The sequence below is a fragment of the Phenylobacterium soli genome (assembly GCF_003254475.1).
GTDB classification, from domain to species: domain Bacteria; phylum Pseudomonadota; class Alphaproteobacteria; order Caulobacterales; family Caulobacteraceae; genus Phenylobacterium; species Phenylobacterium soli.
The window spans coordinates 2,352,981-2,376,828 of the sequence record NZ_QFYQ01000001.1 but is presented as its reverse complement, the minus strand read 5'-3'; the positions used below and the strand labels follow the sequence as shown (position 1 = coordinate 2,376,828).

General features: G+C 71.2%; 20 protein-coding genes. 11 read left to right on the top strand and 9 right to left on the bottom strand.

What is annotated here, in order from left to right; translation table 11 throughout:
- Positions 1–9 precede the first annotated feature (9 nt).
- The 5 genes from narI to mobA are packed head-to-tail and all read left to right on the top strand — an operon-like array spanning position 10 to position 4,241.
- Complete coding sequence (narI, locus tag DJ017_RS11780; RefSeq protein ID WP_111528898.1) at positions 10–795, top strand: respiratory nitrate reductase subunit gamma; 786 nt, start codon at positions 10–12, stop codon at positions 793–795.
- Positions 796–797: 2 nt separating this feature from the next.
- Positions 798–1,901 (top strand): peptidylprolyl isomerase, encoded by a 1,104-nt coding sequence (locus tag DJ017_RS11775; protein ID WP_111528897.1) that lies wholly within the window; start codon positions 798–800, stop codon positions 1,899–1,901.
- Positions 1,902–1,903: 2 nt separating this feature from the next.
- Complete coding sequence (locus tag DJ017_RS11770; RefSeq protein WP_111528896.1) at positions 1,904–3,094, top strand: hypothetical protein; 1,191 nt, start codon at positions 1,904–1,906, stop codon at positions 3,092–3,094.
- Positions 3,095–3,111: 17 nt separating this feature from the next.
- A complete protein-coding gene (locus tag DJ017_RS11765) occupies positions 3,112–3,651 on the top strand; it encodes a hemerythrin domain-containing protein (RefSeq protein ID WP_111528895.1) in 540 nt (179 codons plus the stop codon).
- A complete protein-coding gene (gene mobA, locus DJ017_RS11760) occupies positions 3,648–4,241 on the top strand; it encodes a molybdenum cofactor guanylyltransferase (RefSeq protein WP_111528894.1) in 594 nt (197 codons plus the stop codon). Before DJ017_RS11765 ends, mobA begins: the two co-directional genes overlap by 4 nt.
- Before the next feature lie 182 nt (positions 4,242–4,423).
- Here the strand turns inward: mobA and DJ017_RS11755 are convergent, their stop codons facing one another.
- On the bottom strand, positions 4,424–5,080 hold the full coding sequence (locus tag DJ017_RS11755) for a TetR/AcrR family transcriptional regulator (RefSeq protein ID WP_111528893.1): 657 nt from the start codon (positions 5,078–5,080) through the stop codon (positions 4,424–4,426).
- Positions 5,081–5,312: 232 nt separating this feature from the next.
- Between DJ017_RS11755 and ahpC the strand changes: the two genes are divergently transcribed.
- Positions 5,313–5,876: an alkyl hydroperoxide reductase subunit C gene (ahpC, locus tag DJ017_RS11750; protein ID WP_111528892.1), complete on the top strand. Its 564-nt coding sequence runs from the start codon at positions 5,313–5,315 to the stop codon at positions 5,874–5,876.
- 87 nt (positions 5,877–5,963) lie between these two features.
- Positions 5,964–7,553, top strand: coding sequence for an alkyl hydroperoxide reductase subunit F (gene ahpF, locus DJ017_RS11745; RefSeq protein ID WP_111528891.1), 1,590 nt, complete (start codon positions 5,964–5,966; stop codon positions 7,551–7,553).
- 12 nt (positions 7,554–7,565) lie between these two features.
- Here the strand turns inward: ahpF and DJ017_RS11740 are convergent, their stop codons facing one another.
- Positions 7,566–8,213: a TetR/AcrR family transcriptional regulator gene (locus DJ017_RS11740; RefSeq protein WP_165830603.1), complete on the bottom strand. Its 648-nt coding sequence runs from the start codon at positions 8,211–8,213 to the stop codon at positions 7,566–7,568.
- A gap of 72 nt (positions 8,214–8,285) precedes the next feature.
- Here DJ017_RS11740 and DJ017_RS11735 point away from each other — a divergent pair, with 72 nt between their 5' ends.
- Positions 8,286–9,506 (top strand): serine hydrolase domain-containing protein, encoded by a 1,221-nt coding sequence (locus tag DJ017_RS11735; RefSeq protein ID WP_227000121.1) that lies wholly within the window; start codon positions 8,286–8,288, stop codon positions 9,504–9,506.
- 15 nt (positions 9,507–9,521) lie between these two features.
- On the opposite strand, the gene guaA is transcribed toward DJ017_RS11735, so the two are convergent.
- The 3 genes from guaA to guaB are packed head-to-tail and all read right to left on the bottom strand — an operon-like array spanning position 9,522 to position 13,847.
- On the bottom strand, positions 9,522–11,084 hold the full coding sequence (guaA, locus tag DJ017_RS11730) for a glutamine-hydrolyzing GMP synthase (protein WP_111528889.1): 1,563 nt from the start codon (positions 11,082–11,084) through the stop codon (positions 9,522–9,524).
- 9 nt (positions 11,085–11,093) lie between these two features.
- A complete protein-coding gene (locus tag DJ017_RS11725) occupies positions 11,094–12,371 on the bottom strand; it encodes an RsmB/NOP family class I SAM-dependent RNA methyltransferase (protein ID WP_111528888.1) in 1,278 nt (425 codons plus the stop codon).
- A gap of 15 nt (positions 12,372–12,386) precedes the next feature.
- On the bottom strand, positions 12,387–13,847 hold the full coding sequence (gene guaB / locus DJ017_RS11720) for an IMP dehydrogenase (RefSeq protein ID WP_111528887.1): 1,461 nt from the start codon (positions 13,845–13,847) through the stop codon (positions 12,387–12,389).
- A gap of 66 nt (positions 13,848–13,913) precedes the next feature.
- Between guaB and DJ017_RS11715 the strand changes: the two genes are divergently transcribed.
- A complete protein-coding gene (locus DJ017_RS11715; RefSeq protein WP_111528886.1) occupies positions 13,914–14,363 on the top strand; it encodes an SRPBCC domain-containing protein in 450 nt (149 codons plus the stop codon).
- Here DJ017_RS11715 and DJ017_RS11710 read toward each other — a convergent pair.
- Both DJ017_RS11710 and DJ017_RS11705 read right to left on the bottom strand, forming a co-directional pair.
- On the bottom strand, positions 14,360–15,064 hold the full coding sequence (locus DJ017_RS11710; protein ID WP_111528885.1) for an RlmE family RNA methyltransferase: 705 nt from the start codon (positions 15,062–15,064) through the stop codon (positions 14,360–14,362). The two genes, DJ017_RS11715 and DJ017_RS11710, sit on opposite strands and share 4 nt — an antisense overlap.
- Positions 15,061–16,203, bottom strand: coding sequence for a Ppx/GppA phosphatase family protein (locus DJ017_RS11705; protein ID WP_111528884.1), 1,143 nt, complete (start codon positions 16,201–16,203; stop codon positions 15,061–15,063). The genes DJ017_RS11710 and DJ017_RS11705 overlap by 4 nt, the downstream gene beginning before the upstream one ends.
- A gap of 160 nt (positions 16,204–16,363) precedes the next feature.
- Here DJ017_RS11705 and hspQ point away from each other — a divergent pair, with 160 nt between their 5' ends.
- Entirely contained in the window at positions 16,364–16,693 is a 330-nt protein-coding gene (gene hspQ / locus DJ017_RS11700) for a heat shock protein HspQ (protein WP_111528883.1), read from the top strand.
- Positions 16,694–16,776: 83 nt separating this feature from the next.
- A complete protein-coding gene (phhA, locus tag DJ017_RS11695) occupies positions 16,777–17,652 on the top strand; it encodes a phenylalanine 4-monooxygenase (RefSeq protein ID WP_111528882.1) in 876 nt (291 codons plus the stop codon).
- Here the strand turns inward: phhA and DJ017_RS11690 are convergent.
- Together DJ017_RS11690 and DJ017_RS11685 are read right to left on the bottom strand one after the other, a co-directional pair.
- Complete coding sequence (locus DJ017_RS11690; RefSeq protein WP_227000120.1) at positions 17,649–21,857, bottom strand: translocation/assembly module TamB domain-containing protein; 4,209 nt, start codon at positions 21,855–21,857, stop codon at positions 17,649–17,651. The genes phhA and DJ017_RS11690 overlap by 4 nt on opposite strands.
- Positions 21,854–23,638 (bottom strand): autotransporter assembly complex protein TamA, encoded by a 1,785-nt coding sequence (locus tag DJ017_RS11685; RefSeq protein ID WP_319417949.1) that lies wholly within the window; start codon positions 23,636–23,638, stop codon positions 21,854–21,856. The genes DJ017_RS11690 and DJ017_RS11685 overlap by 4 nt, the downstream gene beginning before the upstream one ends.
- Positions 23,639–23,848: the final 210 nt, after the last annotated feature.

Below are 23,848 nucleotides of genomic sequence, written 5' to 3'. Positions count from 1 at the left end.
GGAACCGCCATGGACCTCAACCAGATCCTCTTCGGGGTCTACCCCTACATCGCGCTCTCGGTGCTGGTGATCGGCTCGGTCGTCCGCTTCGACCGCGAGCCCTACACCTGGCGCACCGGCTCCTCGCAGCTCCTGCGCCGGCGCCAGCTGGTCACCGGTTCGGTGCTCTTCCATCTCGGCGTGCTGGCCATCTTCGGCGGCCACTTCGTGGGCCTGCTGACGCCGGTCTGGGTGTGGGACACCCTGGGCGTCGCCCACTCGGCCAAGCAGATGCTGGCGATCGTCGCCGGCGGCGTCGCAGGCCTCATGGCGCTCGCTGGCGGGGCGTTGCTGCTGCACCGGCGCCTGTTCGATGTGCGGATTCGCAAGAACTCGAGCTTCGGCGACACCGCCATCCTGCTCCTCTTGATGGCTCAGCTACTCCTCGGCCTGTCCACGATCCCGGTGTCCCTCCAGCACCGTGACGGGAGCGAGATGCTGAAGTTCATGAACTGGGCGCAGGGCGTGTTCACCTTCCGGCCGCACGTGGCCGACTTCGTCGCCGACACCCAGTGGGTGTTCAAGGCGCACCTGACGCTGGGCATGACCATCCTGCTGGTCTTCCCGTTCACGCGCCTCGTCCACATGCTCTCGGCGCCGGTCTGGTACCTGAACCGCCGCGGCTGGCAGCTGGTGCGCACCCGCCGCGCCCTGCCCCGCGCCGCCGAGCGCTTGGCGCCCACCTACGCCAGCCTGCCCGTCCGGCGGGCGGACGCCGAGCCCGCCAAGGCCCAACTCAAGCCCGCGGCCGAATAGTCATGCGCAGCGTCGTCTTCGACGGGGTCGAGATCCCCGAAGCCCTGGTCGCCCAGGAGGCCCAGAACCATCCGGAGGCCACAGCGGGCGACGCCTGGAAAGCCGCCGGCCACGCCCTGGCCCTGCGCGCCCTCCTGCTCTCCCGCGCCCGCCAGCTCGGCCTCGCGGCCGAGACCGAGCGCGACGAGGAGGGGCGCGAGGAGACCGACGAGGAGGCGCTGATCCGCGCGCTCCTCGACCAGGAGCTCGAGGTCGCCTCCCCGACCACGGCCGAGTGCCGCCGGGTCTACGACGCCGAGCGCGCCCGCTTCCGCGCTCCGGCGCTGTACGAGGCCTCGCACGTCCTGATCGGCGCGGCCAACGACGAGGACGAAGCGGGCCAGGCCCTGGCCGCGGGCCTGATCGCCCGCCTGTCCCTCGAGCCTGCCCGCTTCGCGGAACTCGCCGCGGGCCACTCCGCCTGCCCCTCGGGCCAGGTCGGCGGTTCGCTCGGCCAGCTCCGGCCGGGCGACCTGGTCCCCGAGGTCGAGGCCGTCCTCGACGCCCTGGCGCCCGGCGAGATCGCGGGCGCGCCGGTGCGTTCCCGCTTCGGCTGGCACGTGCTGCGCCTCGACCGCCGCATCGAGGCGCGAGAGCTGCCGTTTGAACTGGTCGAGGAGCGCATCCGCCTGCACCTCGAAAGCCGGGCCTGGACCGCGGCCGCGGCCCGCTACGCCGCCGAGTTGACGGCCGAGGCGCGCGCCCAGGGCGTCGCCCTGACCCTGACGCCCGAGGGCCAGCTTGCACCGGGCTCCGTCACCCTCGGCGACTTTCTGCGCGACGGTCACGCCGCGGCCCGGCTGCAGCCTTGGCTGGCGGCTACCGACCCGAGCCTCGCCGAGCGCCTGGCGCGGGCGGCCGAAGCGGCCGGCGAGACGGTGGGCGACTTCGTCGACACCGCCGTCGCCGACTTCCTGGAGACCGCCGACGACGAGCGCTGGACCAACCTGATCTCGGCGGCGCGCGACGCCGAGGATCCCGCCCTCGCCTGCCTCGCCGCGGTGCTGCGCTCGAAGATCGAGCCCGCCAAGCGGACCTTCACCATCATCCGCCGGGCGGGAGCCTGAACGTGCGTCGAGCGCTCGTCCTTGCGTCTATTGCGGCCCTCGCCGCTCCCGCCTCGGCCCTGGCGGCGCCGTCGGACGGCCACTGGATCCTCGACGCGCGCCTGCGGGCCGAGAGCGTGGATCAGGACGGCCTGCCGAAGGACGCCTTGGCGCTGACGCTCCGGACGCGCCTGGGCTACGAGACCGCCGCCTGGCGCGGCTTCCGCGCCCTGCTGGAAGGCGAGAACGTCGCGGCCCTCGACGACGACTACAACAGCACGGTCAACGGCAAGACGGCCTATCCGATCGTCGCCGACCCGGCGACCACGCAGCTCAACCGGGCCCAGGTCGCCTGGGCCGGCGCTCAGGGGGACGTCGTCGTCGGCCGCCAGCGGCTGATCCTCGGCAACGCCCGCTTCATCGGCAATTCCGGCTTCCGCCAGACCGAGCAGACGTTCGACGCCGCCGTCGTCCGCTACCGTCCGGCCGCCAAGGTCACCCTCACCTACGCCTACCTGGACCGGGTGCACCGGGTGTTCACCGAGCGCAGCGTGCAAGGCGACTGGCGCAGCGACTCCCACCTCTTTCAGGCCGACGCCCAGACCCCCGCGGGCGCCCTCAGCGCCTACGGTTACCTGCTGGACTTCGACAATGCGCCGACCCAGTCCAGCCAGACCTGGGGCGCGCGGCTGGCCGGCGCGCGGCCGCTCCGCGCCGGCCTCTCCGCCACCTACGAGGTCGAATACGCGCGCCAGAGCGACTACCGGAACAGCCCGACCGGCTTCGATCTCGACTATCTCGATCTCGGCGCCGGCCTGAAGGCCAAGCCCGCCTGGGCGAGCATCGGCTACGAGAAGCTGTCCGGCGATGGTCGCCGTGGCTTCCAGACGCCGCTCGCCACCCTCCATGCCTTCCAGGGCTGGGCGGACGTCTTCCTGACCACGCCCGCGAATGGCGTGCAGGACTTCAACCTGAGGGCCGGCGCGACGGCGCCGTTCTCCATCGCCGGCCGCCCGGTGAAGCTGCAGGTCGCGGCCCACGACTTCCGCGCCGCGCGTGGCTCGGCCCGCTACGGCCGTGAACTCGACGCCCTCGCCTCCGCCCCGATCAACCCGCACCTCACGTTCGAGCTCAAGACCGCGCTGTTCGACGGCGCCCAGCCGGCGTTCGCCGACCGCACCAAGGTCTGGTGCTCCCTGGAGCTGAAGTACTGACCCGAAGGAGAGGTCCGATGTCAGCGATCCTCGCCGCCACCTCCGCGCCCGCGAAGGCGCTCGCCGCCCAGCCGCTCGAGTGGTTCCTGGCCGAGCACCTGCGCCACCGCCAGTTCTGCGGCCTGATGGCTGAGCTGGCCTTGGCCAAGAGCTTCGAGCCTGAGCCGATCCGCGCAGTCATCGAGTTCCTGCGGCACGAGCTGGGCCACCATCTCGCGGACGAGGAGGTCGACCTCTTCCCCCTGCTGCGGGCCCGCGCCCTGCCGGAGGACGAGATCGGCGAGGTGCTCGACCGCCTGATCGGCGAGCACAAGGCCGACATGGCCCACGCCCATGCGCTGCGCGGCCATCTGGAGCGCTGCCTCGACGAGCGGCTGGCGCCCGGTCGCGATCCCTCCGTCGCCCTCGCCCTCGACGCCTTCGCCAGCCAGGAGCTGCGCCACCTGGCCCTCGAGAACGCCGTGGTCCTGCCGCTCGCCCGCCTGCGCTTCGCCGAGACCGACCTCAAGGCGCTCGGCCGGCGTCTGATCGCGAGCCACGGAAAGCCCGGCCGATGAAGACGCTCTGCGTGATCCTGGCGGGCGGCGAGGGCCGCCGCATGGGCGGCGACAAGCCGCTGCGCGCCTGGGGCGGCTCGACCCTGATCGGCAACGCCGTACGCCTGGCGCGCCGCGCCGCCGACGAGGTGGCCGTGGCGGTGCGCGATCCGCGCCAGGTCGGTCCCGTCGGCGCCCACGTGATCCTCGACGACCCGGCGATCGAGGGGCCGTTGGCCGGGATCGCCGCCGCCCTGAGGGCCGCGCACGATCTTGGCCACGAGGCCCTGCTCACCCTGCCCTGCGACATGCCGCGCCTGCCCGAGGATCTCCTGCCCCGGCTGGCCGCCGCCCTGGACGCCGCGCCCGGCGCCCTGGCCGCGGTGGCCTGCACCGATGGCGAGCTGCATCCGGTCTGCGCCCTTTGGCGCGCCGCGGCCGTCGAGCGGCTGCCGGCCTATGTGGAGAGCGGCGCCCGCTCGCTGAAGGGCTTCGCGGCGACCTGCGCCTATGTGACCGCGGACTGGCCCGCCGAGGCGGCCGAGCGCTTCGCCAACGCCAACACGCCCGACGAGCTCGAGCGCCTGCGCCGCCTCGCCGCCGGCGGCTGATCCGAGGCCGCCGCCTCTCCCGGCAAAAAGAGGGGGCGGGCCTGGGCCCGCCCCGGAGATAGAGGAAGATCCTATCCGGCGGGCCCCAAGGGGTCAGGGCGCGCAACGGTCGGGACAACTGCATCCTGCTCGGCCGCGGCTGCGCCCTGAATGACACCGCGCCTCCGGGCGCTTGATGAACATCAGGCCGCCGGCGTCAGGGGCGAAACGGTCAGGCGGCGCAGGGCCTCGACGGCGAGCTCCGCCATCGCTTCGACATCCTGCTCGGTCGGATCCGAGAGGGTCATCTCGCGCAGCAGACCGGCGATCAGCCCATCGCACATCAGGCTCTCCGCGGGGCGGCCCTTGCACAGCGCCCGCGCCCAGCTGAGCCGCGCCTGGCCGACGCCCTCGGCGAGGCTCGGGGCGTTGGCCAGCACGCGGTCGAGCGCGCGCACCAGGTTCAGGTTGGCGTGGGCCCGCGTCAGCAGGGCGCGGATCGCCGCCCCGCCTTCGGGCCGCTCATCGTCGAACGGCTCGAACAGCCAGGCGCCGAAGCGGCTGAGCACGGTGCAGACGCCTTCGTCGAGATCGTGGAAGTAGACGTAGTAGGCGGCGGTCGAGACGCCCGCGCCCTGGGTGATGTCCACCACCCGCGGCGAGCTGAACCCGTGGTCCTCGAGGGCCAGGGCCGTGGCGAGCAGCAGGCGCGCCTGCGTCCGGGCGCTCTTGCGGCGCCAGACGCGGCTCTCGTAGTCGAGGCGCAGCACGTCAGCGAAGCGTAAGGGCGCCTGACGGCCGAGGAAGAACGGCCGCACCGTGGCGGCCGGACCGGTGTGGGTCTGCACGAGCTTCAGCATGGGCGTCTCCGCCGTGGACGAACCGACCCACCGTGGACCCGACGCCCGCACGCGCGAATGACCGGCGCCCGACCGGCGCGCGACGGAGATCAAGCGCCGGCTTGAGGCATGTTCCCAAAGCCGCGCGCCGCCCGGCTGTCATCGATTTTCTCTATCTCAAATCCCAACAAAATCGATTGGGATTATACTCCAGCCCTCCCTACATCACGCCCATCGCCAATCGGAGACCGTGATGTCCAAGATCAATTCCACCGTGCTGCCGTTCACCGCCCAGGCCTACAAGGAGGGCAAGTTCGTCACGGTCAGCGACGCCGACCTCAAGGGCAAGTGGTCGATCGTCTTCTTCTATCCGGCGGACTTCACCTTCGTCTGCCCGACCGAGCTCGAGGACCTGGCCGACAACTACGCCGAGTTCCAGAAGCTGGGCGTCGAGATCTACTCGGTCTCCACCGACACCCACTTCTCGCACAAGGCCTGGGCCGACACCTCGCCGGCCATCGGCAAGATCCGCTACACCATGATCGGCGACCCGGCCGGCGTGGTGACCAACAACTTCGGCGTCATGCGGGAAGGCCAGGGCCTTGCCGATCGCGGCACCTTCCTGGTCGATCCGGACGGCGTGATCCAGTTCACCGAAGTCACCGCCGAGGGCATCGGCCGCAACGCCGCCGAGCTGCTGCGCAAGGTCAAGGCCGCGCAGTACGTCCGCAACCACCCGGGCGAGGTCTGCCCGGCCAAGTGGGAAGAAGGCGAGAAGACCCTCGCGCCGTCCCTCGAGCTGGTCGGCAAGATCTAAGCCGTCACTGACGAACCGCCGGCGGCGTCCCGTGAATGGAGCGCGCCGCCGGCTCCTCCCCTCCCGAATTCGACCGGAGCCGCCGCGATGTTGGACGCCAATCTGAAGGGTCAGCTGAAGACCTACCTGCAGAACCTCCGCCAGCCGATCGAGCTGGTGGCGTCGCTCGACGACGGCCCCAAGTCCGCCGAGCTGCTGGCGCTGCTGAACGACATCGCCGAGCAGTCGGATAAGGTGAGCGTGGTCCGCACGGGCGACGACGCCCGCAAGCCGTCCTTCGCCATCGTCCGCGCCGGGACCGACGTTTCGGTGCGCTTCGCCGGCCTGCCCCTCGGCCACGAGTTCACCTCGCTGGTGCTGGCCCTGCTGCACGTCGGCGGCCACCCGCCGAAGATCGAGCCGGACGTCGCCGAACAGATCAGGGCGCTGGACGGCGACTTCGCCTTCGAGACCTACTTCTCGCTCTCGTGCCAGAACTGCCCCGACGTGGTGCAGGCGCTGAACATCATGAGCGCCCTGAACCCCAAGATCCGCCACGTCGCCGTCGACGGCGCCTTGTTCCAGGCCGAGGTCGAGCAGCGCCAGATCATGGCCGTGCCCACCGTGCTGCTGAACGGCGAGCCCTTCGCCCAGGGCCGCATGAGCCTGGAGCGGATCCTGGCCATGATCGACACCGGTGCGGCCGCCCGGGCCGCCGAGAAGATCCAGGAGAAGGACCCCTTCGAGGTGCTGGTGGTGGGCGGCGGTCCGGCCGGCGCCGCGGCCGCCATCTACGCGGCGCGCAAGGGTATCCGCACCGGCGTCGTCGCCGAGCGCTTCGGCGGCCAGGTGCTCGACACCCTGGCGATCGAGAACTTCATCTCCGTGCCGCACACCGAGGGCCCGAAACTGTCCGCCGGCCTGGAGCAGCACGTCAAGGCCTACGATGTCGAGGTGATGGACCTGCAGAAGGCCGCCAGGCTCATCCCGGCGGCCGAGCCGGGCGGCCTGATCGAGGTGCAGCTGGAGAGCGGCGCGAGCCTGAAATCGCGCTCGGTGATCCTCGCCACCGGCGCGCGCTGGCGGAACATGAACGTGCCCGGCGAGGCCGAGTACAAGAACCGCGGCGTCGCCTATTGCCCGCACTGCGACGGCCCGCTGTTCAAGGGCAAGCGCGTGGCGGTGATCGGCGGCGGCAACTCCGGCGTCGAGGCGGCGATCGACCTCGCCGGCATCGTCGCCCACGTGACCCTGATCGAGTTCGACAGCCAGCTCCGCGCCGACGCGGTGCTGCAGCGCATGCTCGCCAGCCTGCCCAATGTGCGGATCGTCACCTCGGCCCTGACCACCGAGGTCCGCGGCGACGGCCAGAAGGTCACCGGTCTCGTCTACAAGGACCGCAACACCGACGCGGTTCACGAGGTGGAGCTGGAAGGCGTCTTCGTGCAGATCGGCCTTGTGCCCAACACCGAATGGCTGAAGGAGGCCGTGGCGCTCACCCCGCGCGGTGAGATCGAGGTCGACTTCCGCGGCGCGACCAGCGTGCCGGGCGTGTTCGCCGGCGGCGACGCGACGACGACGCCCTACAAGCAGATCGTCATCGCCATGGGCGAAGGCTCCAAGGCCGCGCTCTCGGCCTTCGACTACCTGATCCGCCAGCCTGGTCCCGACACGGCCCAGGCGCAGGAAGCGGCCTGAGGCAATTCCCGCTCAGGCGCCCGCCGGCTTTGGCGCAGCGCCTGACGCGGGCCTGTTGGCCAGGGCCGCGAAGGCGGCGTGGAACACCTCGTCGGGCATCAGCTCGGGCGTCAGGAACCGCTGGAACAGCAGCCCCTCGATGAGGGCGTTGATCACCCGCACCATCAGCTCCGGCGGCATCGGCAGGTCCTCGACCGCGAACACCGCCTCCATCCAGGTCGCCCCCGCCGCGAGCCCCTTGGCCATCTCCTCGCGGAAGGACTCGCGCACGTTCTCGTGGCGCAGCGCATAGGCGCGGAAGGTCAGGGCGCCCACCGCCGCGGGGCCCCTCTCCGGGATCGAGGCCAGCACCGCCTCGGCGGTCGCCCGCATCAGGTCGGCGAAGCTGTCTCCCGGCGCGAACCGCGGACGGATCGGCGCCCACTGGCGCACCGCCAGCGCCATGAACAGCTCATCGCGGTTCCTGAAGTTGCCGTAGATGGCGCCCGTGGTCATGCCCGCGCGCTCGGCGACGTCCTGCAGCGTCGTCGCCTCGAACCCTCTTTCCCGCGTCAGCGCCAGGGCCGCATCGAGCAGGGCCGCACGCGTGCGCTCGCGCTTGTCACCCTTCGGCTGGCGTCGCCGGGAAGCAGGAGGGGTCTCGGAAGCTTCGCTAGCCATGGCGCGACTGTGTTGCATGATATTTTATAATCTGTTTATTTTATAACATCGATATCGCATCTGGACAGCTCCATGACCGCACCCGACGCCATCCAGGCCATGCTCGAGCGCCACGTTGCGGGCGCAGAGATCGCCGGCGCCGCGACCCGCGTCTGGCGCGACGGCCGCCTCGTCCAGTCGGCCGCCTCTGGCTGGCGCGATATCGATGCGGGGCTGCCCATCGAGAACGACACCCTCTTCCGCATCGCCTCGCTGTCCAAGCCGGTCACCTCGGTCGTCGCCCTCACCCTCTTCGACGAAGGCCGCTTCGCGCTCGACCAGCCGATCAGCCGCGTCGCGCCCGAGTTCGGCGAGATGCGGGTGCTGCGCGATCCTGACGGCCCGCTGGACGAGACCGATCCGGCCGAACGGCCGATCACCTTCGAGGACCTGCTGACCCACCGCTCCGGTCTCACCTACGGGGACTTCCAGACCGGCCCCCTCGCCCGGGCCTATCGCGAGGCGCTCGGCGCCGACATCGACAGCGAGGTCTCACCCGACCAGTGGATCGCCCGCCTGGCGGCCCTGCCGCTGATCGATCAGCCGGGCGCCGGCTTCCACTATGGGACGTCCACCGACCTCCTCGGCCTGCTGATCGCTCGGATGGAGGGCGCACCCCTCGGCGAGGTGATGAGGCGCCGGCTGTTCGAGCCCCTCGGCATGCGGGACACCGGCTTCGTCATCCCGGCGGACCAGCGGGGGCGGCGCGCCCGGATGTACGGCTTCGACGACAGCGGCCGCCTCGCCGAGCGGCCGACCGGCGCCGGCGGGGCGTTCCTGGTCGAGCGGCCGGACGACATGGCCTTCGAGTCGGGCGGCCAGGGCCTGTGGTCCACCGCCGGCGACTATCTCGCCTTCGCCCGGCTGTTCGTCGGCGGCGGCGCCGTTGACGGCGTGCGGATCCTGCGGCCCGAGACCCTGGCGCTGATGACCGCCAACCGGCTCAGCGAGGCGCAGCGCGCCTCGGCGCGCCTGCTGGGCATGCCCGTCTTCACCGGCCTCGGCTTCGGTCTCGGGGTGGCGGTGGTGATGGATCCCGACCAGGCGCCCGTCGTCCGCTGCAAGGGCGGTGTCGGGACGGTGGGCTGGCCGGGCGCCTTCGGCGGCTGGTGGCAGGCCGATCCGACCGACGGCTCGGTGATGGTCTTCCTGGCCCACAACGCCCTCGATCCGGCGCAGCTGGCCATGGGCTACGGCCTCGGCGTCTACAGCGCGATCACCGAATTCCACACCCTGGCGTCGACGGCGAACTGAGACGCCGGCCGGGGCCTACTCCCACTCGATCGTGCCGGGCGGTTTCGAGGTCACGTCGTAAACGACGCGGTTGATGCCCTTCACCTCGTTGATGATGCGGGTCGCGGCGCGGCCCAGCACCTCCCAGGGGAACTCGAAGAAGTCGGCGGTCATGCCGTCGGTCGAGGTCACGGCGCGCAGGGCGCAGACGTTCTCGTAGGTTCGCGCATCGCCCATCACCCCGACGCTCTGCACCGGCAGCAGCACGGCGAAGGCCTGCCAGATGGCGTCGTAGAGGCCAGCCTTGCGGATCTCGTCGAGGTAGATGGCGTCGGCCTTCTGCAGGGTCGCGACCTTCTCGGGCGTGATGTCGCCGGGGATGCGGATGGCCAGGCCGGGGCCCGGGAACGGATGGCGGCCGACGAAGGCCGGCGGCAGGCCGAGTTCGACGCCCAGCGCCCGCACCTCGTCCTTGAAGAGTTCGCGCAGCGGCTCGACGAGCTTCAGCTTCATGTAGTCCGGCAGGCCGCCGACGTTGTGGTGGCTCTTGATCACCTGGCTCGGCCCGCCCTTGGCCGAGACGCTCTCGATCACGTCCGGATAGAGCGTGCCCTGGGCCAGGAAGGTCGCGCCCTCGATCTTGTGGGACTCGCGGTCGAAGACGTCGATGAACAGCTTGCCGATGGTCTTGCGCTTGGTCTCGGGGTCGGTGACCCCCGCCAGCGCGCCGAGGAAATCCTCAGAGGCGTCAACGTGTACCAGCGGGATGTTGTAGTGGTCCCTGAACATGGTGACCACCTGCTCGGCCTCGTTCATGCGCAGGAGGCCGGTGTCGACGAAGACGCAGGTCAGCTGGTCGCCGATGGCTTCGTGGATCAGCACCGCGGCCACCGAGGAATCGACACCGCCGGAGAGGCCGCAGATCACCTTTTCCGAGCCCACCTGGTCGCGGATGCGCTGGACCATCTCCTGGCGGAACGAGGCCATGGTCCAGTCGCCGCGGCAGCCGGCGATCTTGTGGGTGAAGTTGCGCAGCATCAGGGCGCCGCGCGGCGTGTGGGCCACCTCCGGGTGGAACTGGATGCCGTAGAAGCGGCGCCCCTCGTCGGCGATCACCGCGAAGGGCGAGCCTTCCGAGGTCGCCACCACCTCGAAGCCCTCAGGGATGGCGGTGATCTTGTCACCGTGGCTCATCCAGACGGTCTCGTTGTCGCCGAGGTCGCCCAGGCCCTCGAGCAGCGGCGACTCCCGCGCGATGCGGATCTCGGCGCGGCCGAACTCGCGCTCGTGGCCGCCCTCGACGGCGCCGCCGAGCTGCGCGGCCATGGTCATCTCGCCGTAGCAGATCCCCAGCACCGGCACGCCCAGCTCGAACACCCGCTGCGGCGCCGACGGGCTCTCCGCCTCGTGCACGCTGGCCGGGCCGCCGGAGAGGATCACCGCCTTGGGCGCGAAGTCGTCCAGCATCCCCTCGACCTTGTCGTAGGGGTGGATCTCGCAATAGACGCCGCTTTCGCGCAGGCGCCGGGCGATCAGCTGGGTCACCTGGCTGCCGAAGTCGACGATCAGGACGCGCTCATGGTTCGGTTCGGTGGTCATGGGGGTGCGTTAGCGGACCTTCTCTAGAACGGCGACGAAAAACCCGTCCGTCCCGGCGGATCGGGGCGACAGGCGCAGATATCGATCAGGGGTGAGGTGGCGGGCGAGCGTCGGATCGTCGGTGGCCGGCCGCACCGCGAACTCGGGATGGCGGACCAGGAAGGCGGCGACGCGGTCCTCGTCCTCCTCCGGCAGCACGGAGCAGGTGACATAGACGATCCGCCCGCCCGGTTTCACGAAGGCGGTCGCCTGGTCGAGCACGAGGTCCTGGTCGGCGAGGCGCTTTTCCAGGGTCTGGGGCGTCAGCCGCCACTTGGTGTCGGGATGGCGCCGCCACGAACCCGTGCCCGAACAGGGCGCGTCGACGAACACCAGGTCCATCCGCCCCTCGAGGCCCTTCAGCGGTTCCGGCTTGGCGGGCGTGCGGACCTGCAGGTTGCGCACCCCGGCGCGCTCGCCCCGGCGGATGGTGTCGGTCAGGCGCCGCGCGTCGGAATCGTAGGCGTAGATCTGGCCCGTGGTCTCCATGGCCGCGGCCAGGGCGAGCGTCTTGCCGCCGCCTCCGGCGCAGAGGTCGAGCACCTGCTGGCCCTTCACCTCGCCGGCGCAGGCCGCGGCGATCTGGCTGCCGAGATCCTGGACCTCCACCCAGCCCTTCACGAAGGCCGGCATGGCCTCCACCGCCGGCGCCCGCTCGTCGGCCCGCGGCGGGTCGATGCGCAAGGCCTCGGGAAGCACGCCGGTGGCGCGCACCGGCAGAGGGGCGAGCGCTTTCATCGCCTTGCCGGGGCCGGTCTTCAGGCGGTTGGCGCGCAGGTCCACAGGCGCGCGCTCGGCGAGCGCCGCCCCCTCCTCGGCCCGCGCCTCGCCGAACGCCCGCGCCAGGGAGGCGTCCAACCAGTCCGGATAGTCGCCGCGCACCGAGGCCGGGGCGTCGGCGAGGTCGCGCGGGGTCTCGAGCGCCAGGCGCTCGGCGTCGCTGAGCGGGCCAGGACCGTGCGGCGCCTCGCCCGCCGCCTCGGCGATGCGCTCGATGGCCCAGCCCCACAGGAACTTGAGCACGCCAAGGGCCGCGGCCCGGGCGCCCTCCTCGCCCATCCGCCAGGCGAGCGACCGGCGCCTGCGTAGGACGTCCAGCACCAGGCCTGAGACGAAGGCGCGATCCTTCGCCCCCGCGTAGCGGGCGCTGTCTCCCCAGGCCTTCAGGGCGAGGCGCACCGGCCGGTGACGGCTCTCGATCTCGGTCAGGACCTCAATGGCCGCCGCGAGGCGTCCGCCGTCACGCACCTTGGCGCCTCACGCTCAGACCGCGCTCGGGTAGTTCGGCGCCTCGCGGGTGATCATCACGTCGTGGACGTGGCTTTCACGAAGGCCCGCGCCGGTGATGCGGATGAACCGGGCCCGCTCGCGGAACAGCGGCAGGCTCGGCGCGCCCACATAGCCCATGGCGGCGCGCAGGCCGCCGACCATCTGGTGCAGAATCGGCGCGATCGGCCCCTTGTAGGGCACCTGGCCCTCGATGCCCTCCGGCACCAGCTTCAGGGCCGAGACCTCCTTCTGGAAGTAGCGGTCGGCCGAGCCTTGAGCCATGGCGCCGAGCGAGCCCATGCCGCGGTAGGCCTTGTAGGAACGCCCCTGGTAGAGGAACACCTCGCCGGGCGCCTCGTCGACGCCGGCGAAGACCGAGCCCATCATCGCCACCGACGCGCCCATGGCGAGCGCCTTGGCCAGATCGCCCGAGTACTTGATCCCGCCGTCGGCGATGATCGGCACGTCCGAATCCCGGGCGGCGCGCACGGACTCGGCGATCGCGGTCAGCTGCGGCACGCCCACCCCGGCGACGATCCGCGTGGTGCAGATCGAGCCCGGGCCGATGCCCACCTTCACCGCATCCGCGCCGGCGTCGATCAGCGCCCGCGCGCCGTCGTAGGTCGCCACGTTGCCGGCGACGATCTGCACGCGGTTGGTCTCGCGCTTCACGCGCGCCACGGCGCCGGCGACGTCCTTGTTGTGGCCATGGGCGGTGTCGATGACCACCACGTCGACGCCGGCGTCCACCAGCGCCATGGAGCGCTCGTAGCCGTTGTCGCCCACCGTCGAGGCCGCGGCCACCAGAAGCCGGCCCTGCGCGTCCTTGGCCGCGTTCGGGTGCTCCTGGGACTTCTCCATGTCCTTGACGGTGATCAGGCCGACGGCGCGGTAGGCCTCGTCGACCACAATCAGGCGCTCGATCTTGTGCCTGCGCAGCAGCTCGCGAGCCTCGGCCTGGCTGACGCCCTCGCGCACCGTGACCAGGTTCTCGTGGGTCATCAGCGCCTTGGCGGGCACGTCGTCGCGGCCTTCGAAGCGCATGTCGCGGTTCGTCAGGATGCCGCACAGCTTGCCCGTGCCGGGCTCTACCACCGGGAAGCCGGAGATCTTCCGCCGCGCCTTGATCTCGCGGATCTCGCGCAGGGTGGTGTCCGGATGGATGGTCAGCGGGTTGATGACCATGCCGCTCTCGTAGCGCTTCACCTCGCGCACCTGGTCGGCCTGTTCCTCGACCGTCAGGTTGCGGTGGAGCACCCCGATGCCGCCGTTCTGGGCCATGGCGATGGCCAGCCGGCTTTCGGTGACCGTGTCCATGGCGGCGGACACGAGCGGGATGTTCAGATTGATCTCTCGCGTGAACCGGGTGGACACATCCACCTGAGTTGGCATCACATCGGATGCGCCGGGTTCGAGCAAAACATCGTCGAAGGTGAGCCCTTCGCGAATCTCCATGAGACTCTCCGTTTTGCGGGCGCGGTATCCCCGCAAAGGGGCTGCGAGTCAACGGCGGGAGGCGCGATGAAAGTGTCGCGGGTGATCGCGGCCCCCAGGCCGCACGTCTTCGCCGCCTTCGCCGACCCGGCGGCGCTGGCCCGCTGGCTGCCGCCCGCCGGCATGACGGCCGCCCTGTCGTCCTTCGACGCGCGACCTGGCGGCGGCTACCTCATGACGCTGACCTATGGCGATCCGCGCCGCCACGGCCAGGGCAAGACCACGGCCGACAGCGACTCCGTCGAGGTCCGCTTCGCCGCGTTCTCGCCCGAGCGCATCGTCCAGCAGGTCGCCTTCAGGTCCGACGACGCGGCGTTCGACGGCCTGATGACCATGACCTGGACCTTCGATGAGACGCCCGCCGGAACCGAGGTCGCCGTCACCGTCGAGGACGCCCCTCCGGGCATTTCCGACGCCGACCACGCCGCGGGCATCGCCTCGAGCCTGGACAACCTGGCCCGTTTCCTCGGCGGCTAGCGCCCCTTGAAGCCGGTCGCCACGAGATAGACCTCGGAGCTGTCCGACCGGCTTGCCTTGGGCTTGACGTTCCGCACATCGGCGAAGTGGCGCTTGAGTTCGGCGATCAGCGCCGTGGTCTCGCCGCCCTGGAAGGCCTTGGCCACGAACACCCCGCCGGGCTTCAACACCTGCACCGCGAAATCGGCCGCCGCCTCGATCAGGCCGACGATGCGCAGGTGATCCGTCTGGCGGTGGCCCACCGTATTGGGCGCCATGTCGGAGAGCACCACGTCCGGCGGCCCGCCCAGCAGCTCGATCAGCTTTGGGCCGCAGGCCGGGTCGGTGAAGTCCATCTGAACGATGTGCGCCGGCGGCAGCGGATCGACCGGCAGCAGGTCCACGCCGGCCACCTGCTTCACCCCGCGTTCCAGCGCCACCTGGGTCCAGCCGCCGGGCGCCGCGCCCAGATCGATCACCCGCGCCCCCGGCTTCAGGAAATGCAGCCGGTCGTCGATCTCGGTCAGCTTGTAGGCGGCGCGGCTGCGATAGCCGTGCGCCCGCGCCTTGGCGGCGAAGGGATCGTTGAGCTGCCGCTCCAGCCAGGCCTGCTGTGACGGCGTGCGCTGCTTGGCGGTCTTCAGGCGCACCGGCTTTCCGCGGCCGGACTCCGTGCCGCCCGTGGGCGGCCTCACCATGCGCTTGCGGGGAGGCTCGGTCATTCGGCGGCCGCCAGGGTGCGGCCGCGCGCCCCGCCGCGGCGGCGACGCCGGCGACGGCGGCCCTTCTCCGCCATCAGGGAAATCAGGATGCCTTCGCGCAGGCCGCGGTCGGCGACCCGCACCCGGCTGCACGGCCAGAGCTCCTGCACCGCCTGCAGGATAGCTGCCCCGGCCAGAACGAGGTCGGCCCGGTCGGGGCCGATGCACGGCTGCTCGGCCCGCTGCTGCGGCTTGAGCGCCAGCAGCCGCCCGGCCGCCGCGTCGCACTGCTCGCGCGTCATCCAGATGCCGTCGACCCGGCTGCGGTCATAGCGCGGCAATTCGAGGTGCATGCCGGCCAGGCTGGTGATGGCGCCCGAGGTGCCAATCAGGTGGGCCCGGTCGGCGTCGAACACCTCCCGCATCGGATCGGCCCTGCGGAAGGCGGCGATCTCGCTCTTCACCGCCTCGATCATCTCCCGGAACCAGGCTTCGGTGCCGTGTTCGCCCTCGGGGAACCGCTCGGCGAGGGTCACGACACCGATCGGCACCGACAGCCATGCGCGCATCGGCGGCGTGCCGGTCGGCGGCGCATCCTTGAGCTCGACCCAGGACAGCTCCGTCGAGCCGCCGCCCACATCCACCACCAGGGCGGCGTCGGCGCTGCGGTCGATGAGGTTGAGGCAGCCGGCGACCGACAGCTTGGCCTCTTCCTGGGGACTGATGATCTGCAGCCGGAGCCCCGTCTCCTCGGCCACGCGCTCGATGAAGGCCGGCCCGTTCTCCGCCATGCGGCAGGCCTGGGTGGCGATCGCCCTCAGGCGCACGACCTTGCGGCGGCGCACCTTCTCGGCGCTGACCTTCAGCGCCGCCATCGCCCGTTCCATGGCCGGCTCCGAGAGCCGCCCGGTCTGGGAGAGCCCCTCCCCCAGCCGCACGATGCGCGAGAAGGCTTCGACCACGCGGAAGCCGCCGCCGTTCGGCGTGGCGATCAGCAGCCTGCAATTGTTGGTGCCGAGATCGAGCGCCGCATAGCACGCGGCCTCGCCATTCGACCCGTTCGACCTGGGTCCGTTCGACCGGGCCCCACCGGGCCCGGTTCCACCCGTTCTCGTCCGGCCGCGCCCAAAGGCGCCCGGCGCACGCGGCGCCTCACTCATGGACCGCCTTCCGTCCTCGCAGGGGTCGCCGACAGGCGCCCGCCTCATTTCGACGCAAATGTAGCAAGAGCCGGGCCTGGCAGGAAGCGTGGCCTTGAACCCAAGGCTTCGCGCGCTACGTTCACCTTCCAGTCAGGAGATGGGAGATAGATTCGACGGCATGGCTACACGACTCGCCAAATTCGCGATCGGCCAGGTCGTCCGTCACCGCGTCTATCCCTTCCGCGGCGTCATCTTCGACGTGGACCCCAGCTTCGCCAACACCGAGGAATACTGGCTGTCCATTCCGGAACACATCCGGCCGCACAAGGACCAGCCGTTCTACCATCTGCTCGCCGAGAACGACGAGAGCGCCTACGTGGCCTATGTCTCCGAGCAGAACCTGCTGCCGGACGAAAGCGGCGAGCCGGTCGGCCATCCGCAGGCCTCGCTGATCTTCGAGTCCTTCCGCGAAGGCCAGTACACGCTTCGCCCCCGGATCTGCCACTAGGCTGGAAGATCTATTCGGCGAGCCCGCCTTTCGGCGGTCATTCCGAACGGAACTTCCCCCGAAAACGGGCCATTCTCGTCCGCATGAAAGCGGATGCGACCTTCCAGGCGCCGCCCCCCGGCGCCCGTCCCGACTGGACCATCGACCAGGGCTGGGAGGCCTATAGCGACGCCGAGCATCAGGTCTGGATCACGCTCTACGAGCGCCAGACCGCCCTGTTGCCGGGACGCGCCTGCGACGCCTTCCTCAGGGGCCTCGACGCGCTCGACCTGCACCGCACCGGTATCCCGGATTTCGCGCGGGTGAACGAGGAGCTGTCCCGCCTGACCGGCTGGAGCGTCGTCGCCGTGCCCGGCCTGGTGCCGGACGATGTCTTCTTCGATCACCTGGCCAACCGCCGCTTCCCCGCGGGCCAGTTCATCCGCAAGCCACAAGAGCTTGATTACCTTCAGGAACCCGACATCTTCCACGATGTCTTCGGCCATGTCCCGATGCTCACCGACCCGGTGTTCGCGGACTACATGCAGGCCTATGGCAAGGGCGGCCAACGCGCGCTCGGCTTCGGCCACCTGCACAACCTCGCCCGGCTCTACTGGTACACGGTGGAGTTCGGACTCATGGAGACCGCGGCGGGCCTGCGGATCTACGGCGCCGGCATCGTCTCCAGTTACTCCGAGAGCCGCTTCGCGCTCGACGATCCCTCCCCCAACCGCCTGGGCTTCGACCTCGAGCGGGTGATGCGCACGCCTTACCGGATCGACGACTTCCAGCAGGTCTACTTCGTGGTCCCGGCCCTGCAGACCCTGCTCGACGTCACGGTGGAGACGGACTTCGCGCCGCTCTACGCGCGCCTGGAGACGGCCAGCGACATCCCCATCGCCGCCATCGAGCCTGCCGACCGCGTGTTCACCCGCGGCACCCAGGCCTACGCCAACGCCGGCGGCCGCACCGCGGCCTAGTAGTCCCGCCGCCAGCGGATCGCCAGTGAGCCGCCGGTCTGGCCGGCGATCTTCGAGACGATGGAGAGGCTCCGTTTCAGGCGCCACTCGACCTGCGCCGACGAGCCTTCGCGCCCCCCGCCGGTGAGCTCTAGATAAACCTTGTCTGTCAGGTACTTGCCGCCGGAAACTGTGACGCCGGCGCCGGTCGAACCGCCGCCCAGCGCCAGGCGGTCGAGGCCGGCGAAAGTCCGCAGGTTGCCGATCACGTCGAGCCCTCCGCCGCCCGCCAGGGACGACAGGGTCGAGGCGAGCTGCGCCGCCTCGAGCGGCGACAGCTGCGAGGCGGTTCGCCCGAACAGCACCTGGCTCAGCACCTCGTCGTTGGGCAGGGTCGGCGTCGAGGTCAGGGTGATCTCCGGCCGGTCGGCCGTGCCGCGGATCCGCACCCCGGCGGTCAGCGATGGATCGTCACGCGTCGCCAAGAGGTCCAGGCGGATGTCCTCGGCGTGGGTCGACAGATAGACCACGCTCGCCGGATCGAACTCGAACCTCTTGCCCGCGAAGTCGTAGTCGCCGCGCACCACCCGCGCGACGCCGCCGAGCTGCGGATGGGTGGTCGTCCCGCCCACATGGGCGTCGAGCGACAGCTCCACATTCAACCCGCGGCCGCGCAGAAATACACGCCCCGGCGCTTTGAGCGACACATCCAGCGCCCAACCTTCGCCGCCGATGCCGGATCCGCTGGGGGCCGGCAGGCTCGAGGCCAGGTCGAGCGGCCGGTTCTTCTCCACCACGTCCATGGCCACGACGCCCGAGGGTGTCGGCAGCCTGGCGGCGACATTGGCCTGGTCGATGGTCAGGGCGCCGGTCAGCTTCACCTTGCCGCCCGCGTCGCGGTTGATGGTCGCCTGGCCGGTCGCAGAGGCGGTGGCCAGCTCGTTGTCGATCAGTCGGAAACCCTTGAGGTTCAGCCGGAAGCTCGAAGCGCCCGCCCGTTCCAGGCTGATCCGGCCCGCGCCGTTCACGGTCCCGCCATGGCCGTCCACGCCATTCGCCTGGGTGACATTGACCGCGGCCTCGTCGAAATCCGCGGCGAGCGAGACCTGGCGGAGCGACAGGCCGGTCTCGCCGTCATCGAAGCGGCCGTTCTGCACCGCCACCTGTCCGGCGGCGCGCGGTTTGGCCAGAGTCCCCGAGAGCGTGCCCCGGGTGCGCACCTGGCCCGAGAGGCTGCGCTCGCCGCCGATCAGGAGGTCGAACAGCGGCCGCACCTCCCCCTCGGCGAAGAACCGCCCGCGCATCGGCTGCTGGGTGGCGACCGCCACCCGGAAAGGGGCCGCCGAGCTGGCGGCGGGCAGGGTCACCTCGCCGTTGGCCTGCAGCCCCTGGGCGTTGGCGGCGTTGGCCGTCAGGGTCAGGCTGTCGCCGGCCAGCCGTCCACGGACCGTCCCGTCGACGCCCGACGCCGCCGGCGCCCCGCGCCCGCGCGCCCCGGCCAGCCGGGCGTCCAGCGTGCCGTCCAGCCGCCCGCCCTTGCCGCTCAGCGCCAGGGTAGCGTCGACCTTGCCGGCGAAGTCCTCGTCCAGCATCTGCAGGCCGAAGCCGGCGACCTGCGCCTTCACGTCCGCCGTCTGGTCGGTCAGCCGGCTGTCGAGATCGAGCCGGCCGCCGTCGCTGGCCGCCAGCCTCACCCGCGCCGCGCGCTCGGGTCCGCCGAAGCGGAACACCGCCGGCTCCAGAGTCCGCAGGCCGCGGCCCCCCAGGGCGCCCGAGCCGTCGAAGCTCGCCACATAGCCCGGCTTGGCCTCGGCGAAGGTCCCCTTGCCGTTGGCGCTCCAGCGCCCCTGGGTGGAATCGCCGTCGGCGGCCAGGGCGTAGGGCAACCGCGCCAGCGGTCCGTCCGCCGTGAGCCTGGCCTGCCGCAGCAGGATGGGTGAACCCGGGAAGCGCGCCCCCTCGGCGGTGAGGTTCAGGCTCGCCTGTGTCCCGCCGCTGTCGGCAAGCCGCACGTGCCCGCCGATCCGGCCGGCGTCGAGGAAGGCGCCCTTGGTGAGGGCCACGTCGAGCTCGGCCGCCGAGGGGGCGCTGCGGCGCAGGGACAGCGATCCGGCCGCCTTCAGGCCGCCGGCGTCCACCGACAGCTCCGTCAGGTCCACGCCGCCCTCCGGGAAGCGGAAGGCCGACCGGCCGCGCGCCGGACCGAAACCGCTCGTCGCGGTGGCCGCGATCACCCCCGCCGTCCCGTCCAGACGACGCTCGAAGGTGAGGGTCACATTGGCGTCCTTCAGCGGCAGGCGCGGCGCGTCGATCTCGTCCAGATGGGCGATCAGGTCGGCCTTGGGCGCCCCGAGCGTGCCAGTGATCGCGCCCGAGCCCTTGGCCTTGCCGGCGATCTCCACCGGGCCGGCATGGAACGGCCCGGTGGCTGACCAGTCGAGCTTGAGCGCCATCTTGCCACCGGTCTCCAGCACCCCGGCGGTGGAGGCCTGCAGGGCGGCGCCGGAGAGGCTCGCCGAGCCGAGGGCGATCCGCCGGCTGTCGAGGTTCGCCTTGGCCGCGAAGCCGGGCCGCGCCCCCAGGAGGCGGTCGAGCTCGGGATAGCCGGTGGCGAAGCGCTCGCCGCGCGCCTCGACGGACACCGCCCAGGGTTGGCCGGCCTTGGCCTGGCTGGCCGACCAGCTGGCGCTCGCCGCGCCGGCGGCGCCGCGCCGGGCCGCAGCCAGGTTGGTGAGGCTCGCCTGACCCTTGAAGGTCAGGCCGCCCAGCAACCCTCTGCCGCCGCTCGCCGAGACCTTCAGCCCTGATCCCACGAGCTCCAGCCGGTTCAGCGCCAGACGCCCGTCGGCGAGGCGGGCGGCCTCCAGGCTCGCCTTGGGCGCAGGCCCCAGCGCCGCCCCCACGAAGCCCGCGCCGCGGCCGCCCGCGCCGGTCAGCTGCAGCTTCGCGCCGAGCTCGCCCTTGCTGGACGAAAGCTCGAAGGGGCCCGCCGCGCGATCGAGGCCATAGGCGCCGAGGTTCGCCCTCGCCACCGCGGCCTGGCCGGCGAGCTTCCAGCCGGTGGGCGTCTGGGTGAGCACTCCCGCCACCCGCGCCGGTCCCATCGCAGGCCCGCCAGTGATACGCGAGAGCGCCGGCGTCGTGGCCATGAGGTTGAGCCCCTGCGGTCCGATCTTGCGTTCGCCGATGTTGCCGAGGCCGGAGGCGGTCAGGGCGATATTCTCCGCCGCCACCTGGGCCTGCAGGGCGAAGAAGCCCGGCGTCGCCTTGCGGCCGACCAGGGCGAACCTCGCCTGAGGGCCGAAGCGCCGGGCGTAGGGCTCGGTCAGGCTGGAAGCCGTCAGAGAGATCTGCCCGCTCGCCTGGCCCTGGAGCTGGTCCCAGGCGCCCTGGGCCTGCAGGGGCCGGGTGGTCCCCGACAGGGCCTCGGCCGTGAACCGGCCCTGCGAGGTCTTCCCGTTCGCCGCGATCTTCAGCGAGAAGGGCTGCTTGGACGGCAGGCCCAGCGCGCCGGCCAATGCCCCGCCCTGCGCCTCCCCGGCATCCACCGCGATCAGCAGCGGCCGGTCCTTGGCGATGTCGTAGTCGGCGTTCAGGTGATCGCCGGGGCGCAGCACGCTGATCGCCCGCACGTGGCCGCGCTGGCCGCCCTGGCGCTCCACGTGGATGTTGAAATCGAGGTCGTAGACCCCGCGCTCGTAGGAGAAGCCCGGCTCCAGATCGAGCCGGCCGTGGGCGTGGTCAATGTGGAACGACAGGGGCAGCCCGCCGGACGTCCCCTCCCGCGCCGCCAGGGTCGGACGGCGGATCAGGCGCAAGTCCTGCACCTCGATGTCGTCGGCCTGGAAGTTGCGCCGCACCAGTTCCAGGTAGCGCCACTTGAGATGGATGTTGTCAGCCTGCAGCCAGACGCCCTGGTCGTCGCGCAGGGTCAGTCGGGCGATCCTCAGGTCGCTCCAGATGTCGCCGGTCAGGCCTTCGACCTTGAGCCGGCCGAGCGAGCCGATCCGCAGGCCGTCCGTCGCCGCCTGGATCAGCAGCCGCGCCTGCGGCAGCAGGACGCCGTAGCGCATGGCCGTGACGATCGCCCCGAAGGTCGCCACCACCGCGATCGCCACGATCAGCGCGATCTGGCGCCAGGAGCGCTTGGCGACCGCGACCGCCTCGTGCGCCACCTCGGCCACCTCGTGCGCGAGGTCCGGCTTATGGTCCTCAGGCCCGCTCAAAACGCCTGCCCGATGCTCACATAGACCTGGAAGGGCGAGCCGCCGTTCTTGCCGCTGACCGGCACGGCCACGTCCACCCGGATCGGTCCGAAGCCCAGGTTGTAGCGCACGCCGACGCCAGCCCCGACGCCGACATCCTTGAAGGTCGGCGTGTTCTGGCTGCCCACGGCGCCGGCGTCGACGAAGCCTACCAGCCCCCAGGTGCGGGTCAGGTCGTGGCGAAGCTCGATCGAGCCTTCCACCAGCGACAGACCGCCCTGGGGCGTGTTGTCGGCGAGCCTTGGCCCGACGCCCTGGTACGCGAAGCCCCGCACCGAGCCGCCGCCGCCCGCATAGAACCGCTGGGGCGCCGGGATGTCGGCCACCGTGCCGTTGAGGATCGAGCCGACGTGCACGCGCGCCGCCAGCACCGTCTTCGCTTCCTTGCCGAACGGGAAATAGGCCGAGCCGCCGGTCTGCAGCTTGACGTACGGAACCGTCCCCTTGCCGGCCAGCAGGGTCGGCTCGGCGCGCGCGTTCACCCGCCAGCCGCGGCGCGGATCGAGCGGATCGTTGGAGCGGTCGAGCGCCAGGTCGGCGAGCGCGGCCACGGTCAGCACGTCGCGGCCGAGCGGCGTCAGGGTCCCCGGCTTGATCTCGTCCGTCCGGCTGAAGTCCACCGAGCCGCCGAGCGTCAGGTAGGAGGTCTTGGTGAAGTGCCGCTGGGCGTCGGCCCTCACCCCGAAGCCCTTGGCGTCATAGGCGTCGGTGGTCGTGTTGTAGGCCGCCGCGTCGAGGGTGAGCGTCTGGTCGGGCCGTTTCCAGTGCGGAAGGGTGAGGTCCGCGCCCACCCGGCTGTCGAGCTTCGAGCCCTTGGCGAACAGGCCGAGCGTGTCGGCCCGGCCGAGGAAATTGTACCGGGTCCAGCGCACGTCGAACCCCGGGCCCTCGTTGCTGCCCCAGCTCGCCCCCACCTCCAGGGTCCGCCGTTTGCGTTCGGCGAGGCTCACGACGACCGGCCGCAAACCGTCCGCCGTCGTCTGATCCACGGGCGAGAGGCCGACCGTGACGGACTCGTAGACGCCGGTGTCCAGCAGCCGACGCTCAAGTTTGGCCACCTTCTCGGGATCGTACAATTCGCCCGAGCGCCAGGGCGCCAGCCCCCTCACCCATTTGGCGCGCGTGCGGCCGTTGGTGGTGAGGTTCACGCCGTCCAGCTTCACCAGCTTGCCGGCGGCCAGGCGATAGGTCGGCTGCACGCTCTGATCGCCATGATCGACCACCACCTCGCGCGGCTGGGCCTTGGCGTCGGCGTAGCCGCGCTTCTGCACGGCGGCGACGGCGCGCCCTTCGGCGCTGACCACGTCGGCGGCGCGGCCTGGCGCGCCCGGGTTGAGCGCGAGCGAAGAGACGGCGCCGATCTGGGTGTCCGCATCGGGCGGCGTGCCCACCCATTCGATCTTCGGCAGCGCCAGGTGGAAACGCGGGCCCGGCGCGACGCGCACGGCGGCGGAGGGCGTGTCTCCGTCCCCCACCTCCGGCTCGACCACATAGCCGTAGTAGCCTTCGGACCGCAGCACGGCGATCGCGTCCTCGGCGGCGCCATTGGCCCGGCGGCGCGCCTCGAAGCGATTGTCGATGGAACGGTCGGTCTCGCCGACGGCGCGGACGATCTCGGCGCGCAGCGCGGCGTCCATCTCGCCCTCGACCGTGGCGCGTGGCTGCGCCGCCCGGGCCGAGGTCGCGGCCAACGGAACGGTCAGGGCCGCCGAGGCGGCGACGGCGTAGAGCAGTCGACCCAAGCCTTCGAATCCCAGAATCCCAAGCGCCCGACCCTTCCCGGGTGTAGCCGCGCCGCCCGACACTGTCACCGCCCCAGCCGAGGCGGGCGCAGCCAAGTTCGCGACGTGCTTCGAAGTCCAGCGCCTGCGGCGATCCGCGCCGCGACGTTGAACTCAGAAACCGCCTAAGAACACTTGGAAAGTAAACAAGCTTGGCATTGGGGCAATTTG

Excerpts from the sequence above, each read along its gene's own strand:
- narI (WP_111528898.1), top strand. The coding sequence starts at position 10 with ATGGACCTCAACCAGATCCTCTTCGGGGTCTACCCCTACATCGCGCTC.
- DJ017_RS11775 (WP_111528897.1), top strand. The coding sequence starts at position 798 with ATGCGCAGCGTCGTCTTCGACGGGGTCGAGATCCCCGAAGCCCTGGTC.
- DJ017_RS11765 (WP_111528895.1), top strand. The coding sequence starts at position 3,112 with ATGTCAGCGATCCTCGCCGCCACCTCCGCGCCCGCGAAGGCGCTCGCC.
- mobA (WP_111528894.1), top strand. The coding sequence starts at position 3,648 with ATGAAGACGCTCTGCGTGATCCTGGCGGGCGGCGAGGGCCGCCGCATG.
- DJ017_RS11755 (WP_111528893.1), bottom strand. The coding sequence starts at position 5,080 with ATGCTGAAGCTCGTGCAGACCCACACCGGTCCGGCCGCCACGGTGCGG.
- ahpC (WP_111528892.1), top strand. The coding sequence starts at position 5,313 with ATGTCCAAGATCAATTCCACCGTGCTGCCGTTCACCGCCCAGGCCTAC.
- ahpF (WP_111528891.1), top strand. The coding sequence starts at position 5,964 with ATGTTGGACGCCAATCTGAAGGGTCAGCTGAAGACCTACCTGCAGAAC.
- DJ017_RS11740 (WP_165830603.1), bottom strand. The coding sequence starts at position 8,213 with ATGGCTAGCGAAGCTTCCGAGACCCCTCCTGCTTCCCGGCGACGCCAG.
- DJ017_RS11735 (WP_227000121.1), top strand. The coding sequence starts at position 8,286 with ATGACCGCACCCGACGCCATCCAGGCCATGCTCGAGCGCCACGTTGCG.
- guaA (WP_111528889.1), bottom strand. The coding sequence starts at position 11,084 with ATGACCACCGAACCGAACCATGAGCGCGTCCTGATCGTCGACTTCGGC.
- guaB (WP_111528887.1), bottom strand. The coding sequence starts at position 13,847 with ATGGAGATTCGCGAAGGGCTCACCTTCGACGATGTTTTGCTCGAACCC.
- DJ017_RS11715 (WP_111528886.1), top strand. The coding sequence starts at position 13,914 with ATGAAAGTGTCGCGGGTGATCGCGGCCCCCAGGCCGCACGTCTTCGCC.
- DJ017_RS11710 (WP_111528885.1), bottom strand. The coding sequence starts at position 15,064 with ATGACCGAGCCTCCCCGCAAGCGCATGGTGAGGCCGCCCACGGGCGGC.
- DJ017_RS11705 (WP_111528884.1), bottom strand. The coding sequence starts at position 16,203 with ATGAGTGAGGCGCCGCGTGCGCCGGGCGCCTTTGGGCGCGGCCGGACG.
- hspQ (WP_111528883.1), top strand. The coding sequence starts at position 16,364 with ATGGCTACACGACTCGCCAAATTCGCGATCGGCCAGGTCGTCCGTCAC.
- phhA (WP_111528882.1), top strand. The coding sequence starts at position 16,777 with ATGAAAGCGGATGCGACCTTCCAGGCGCCGCCCCCCGGCGCCCGTCCC.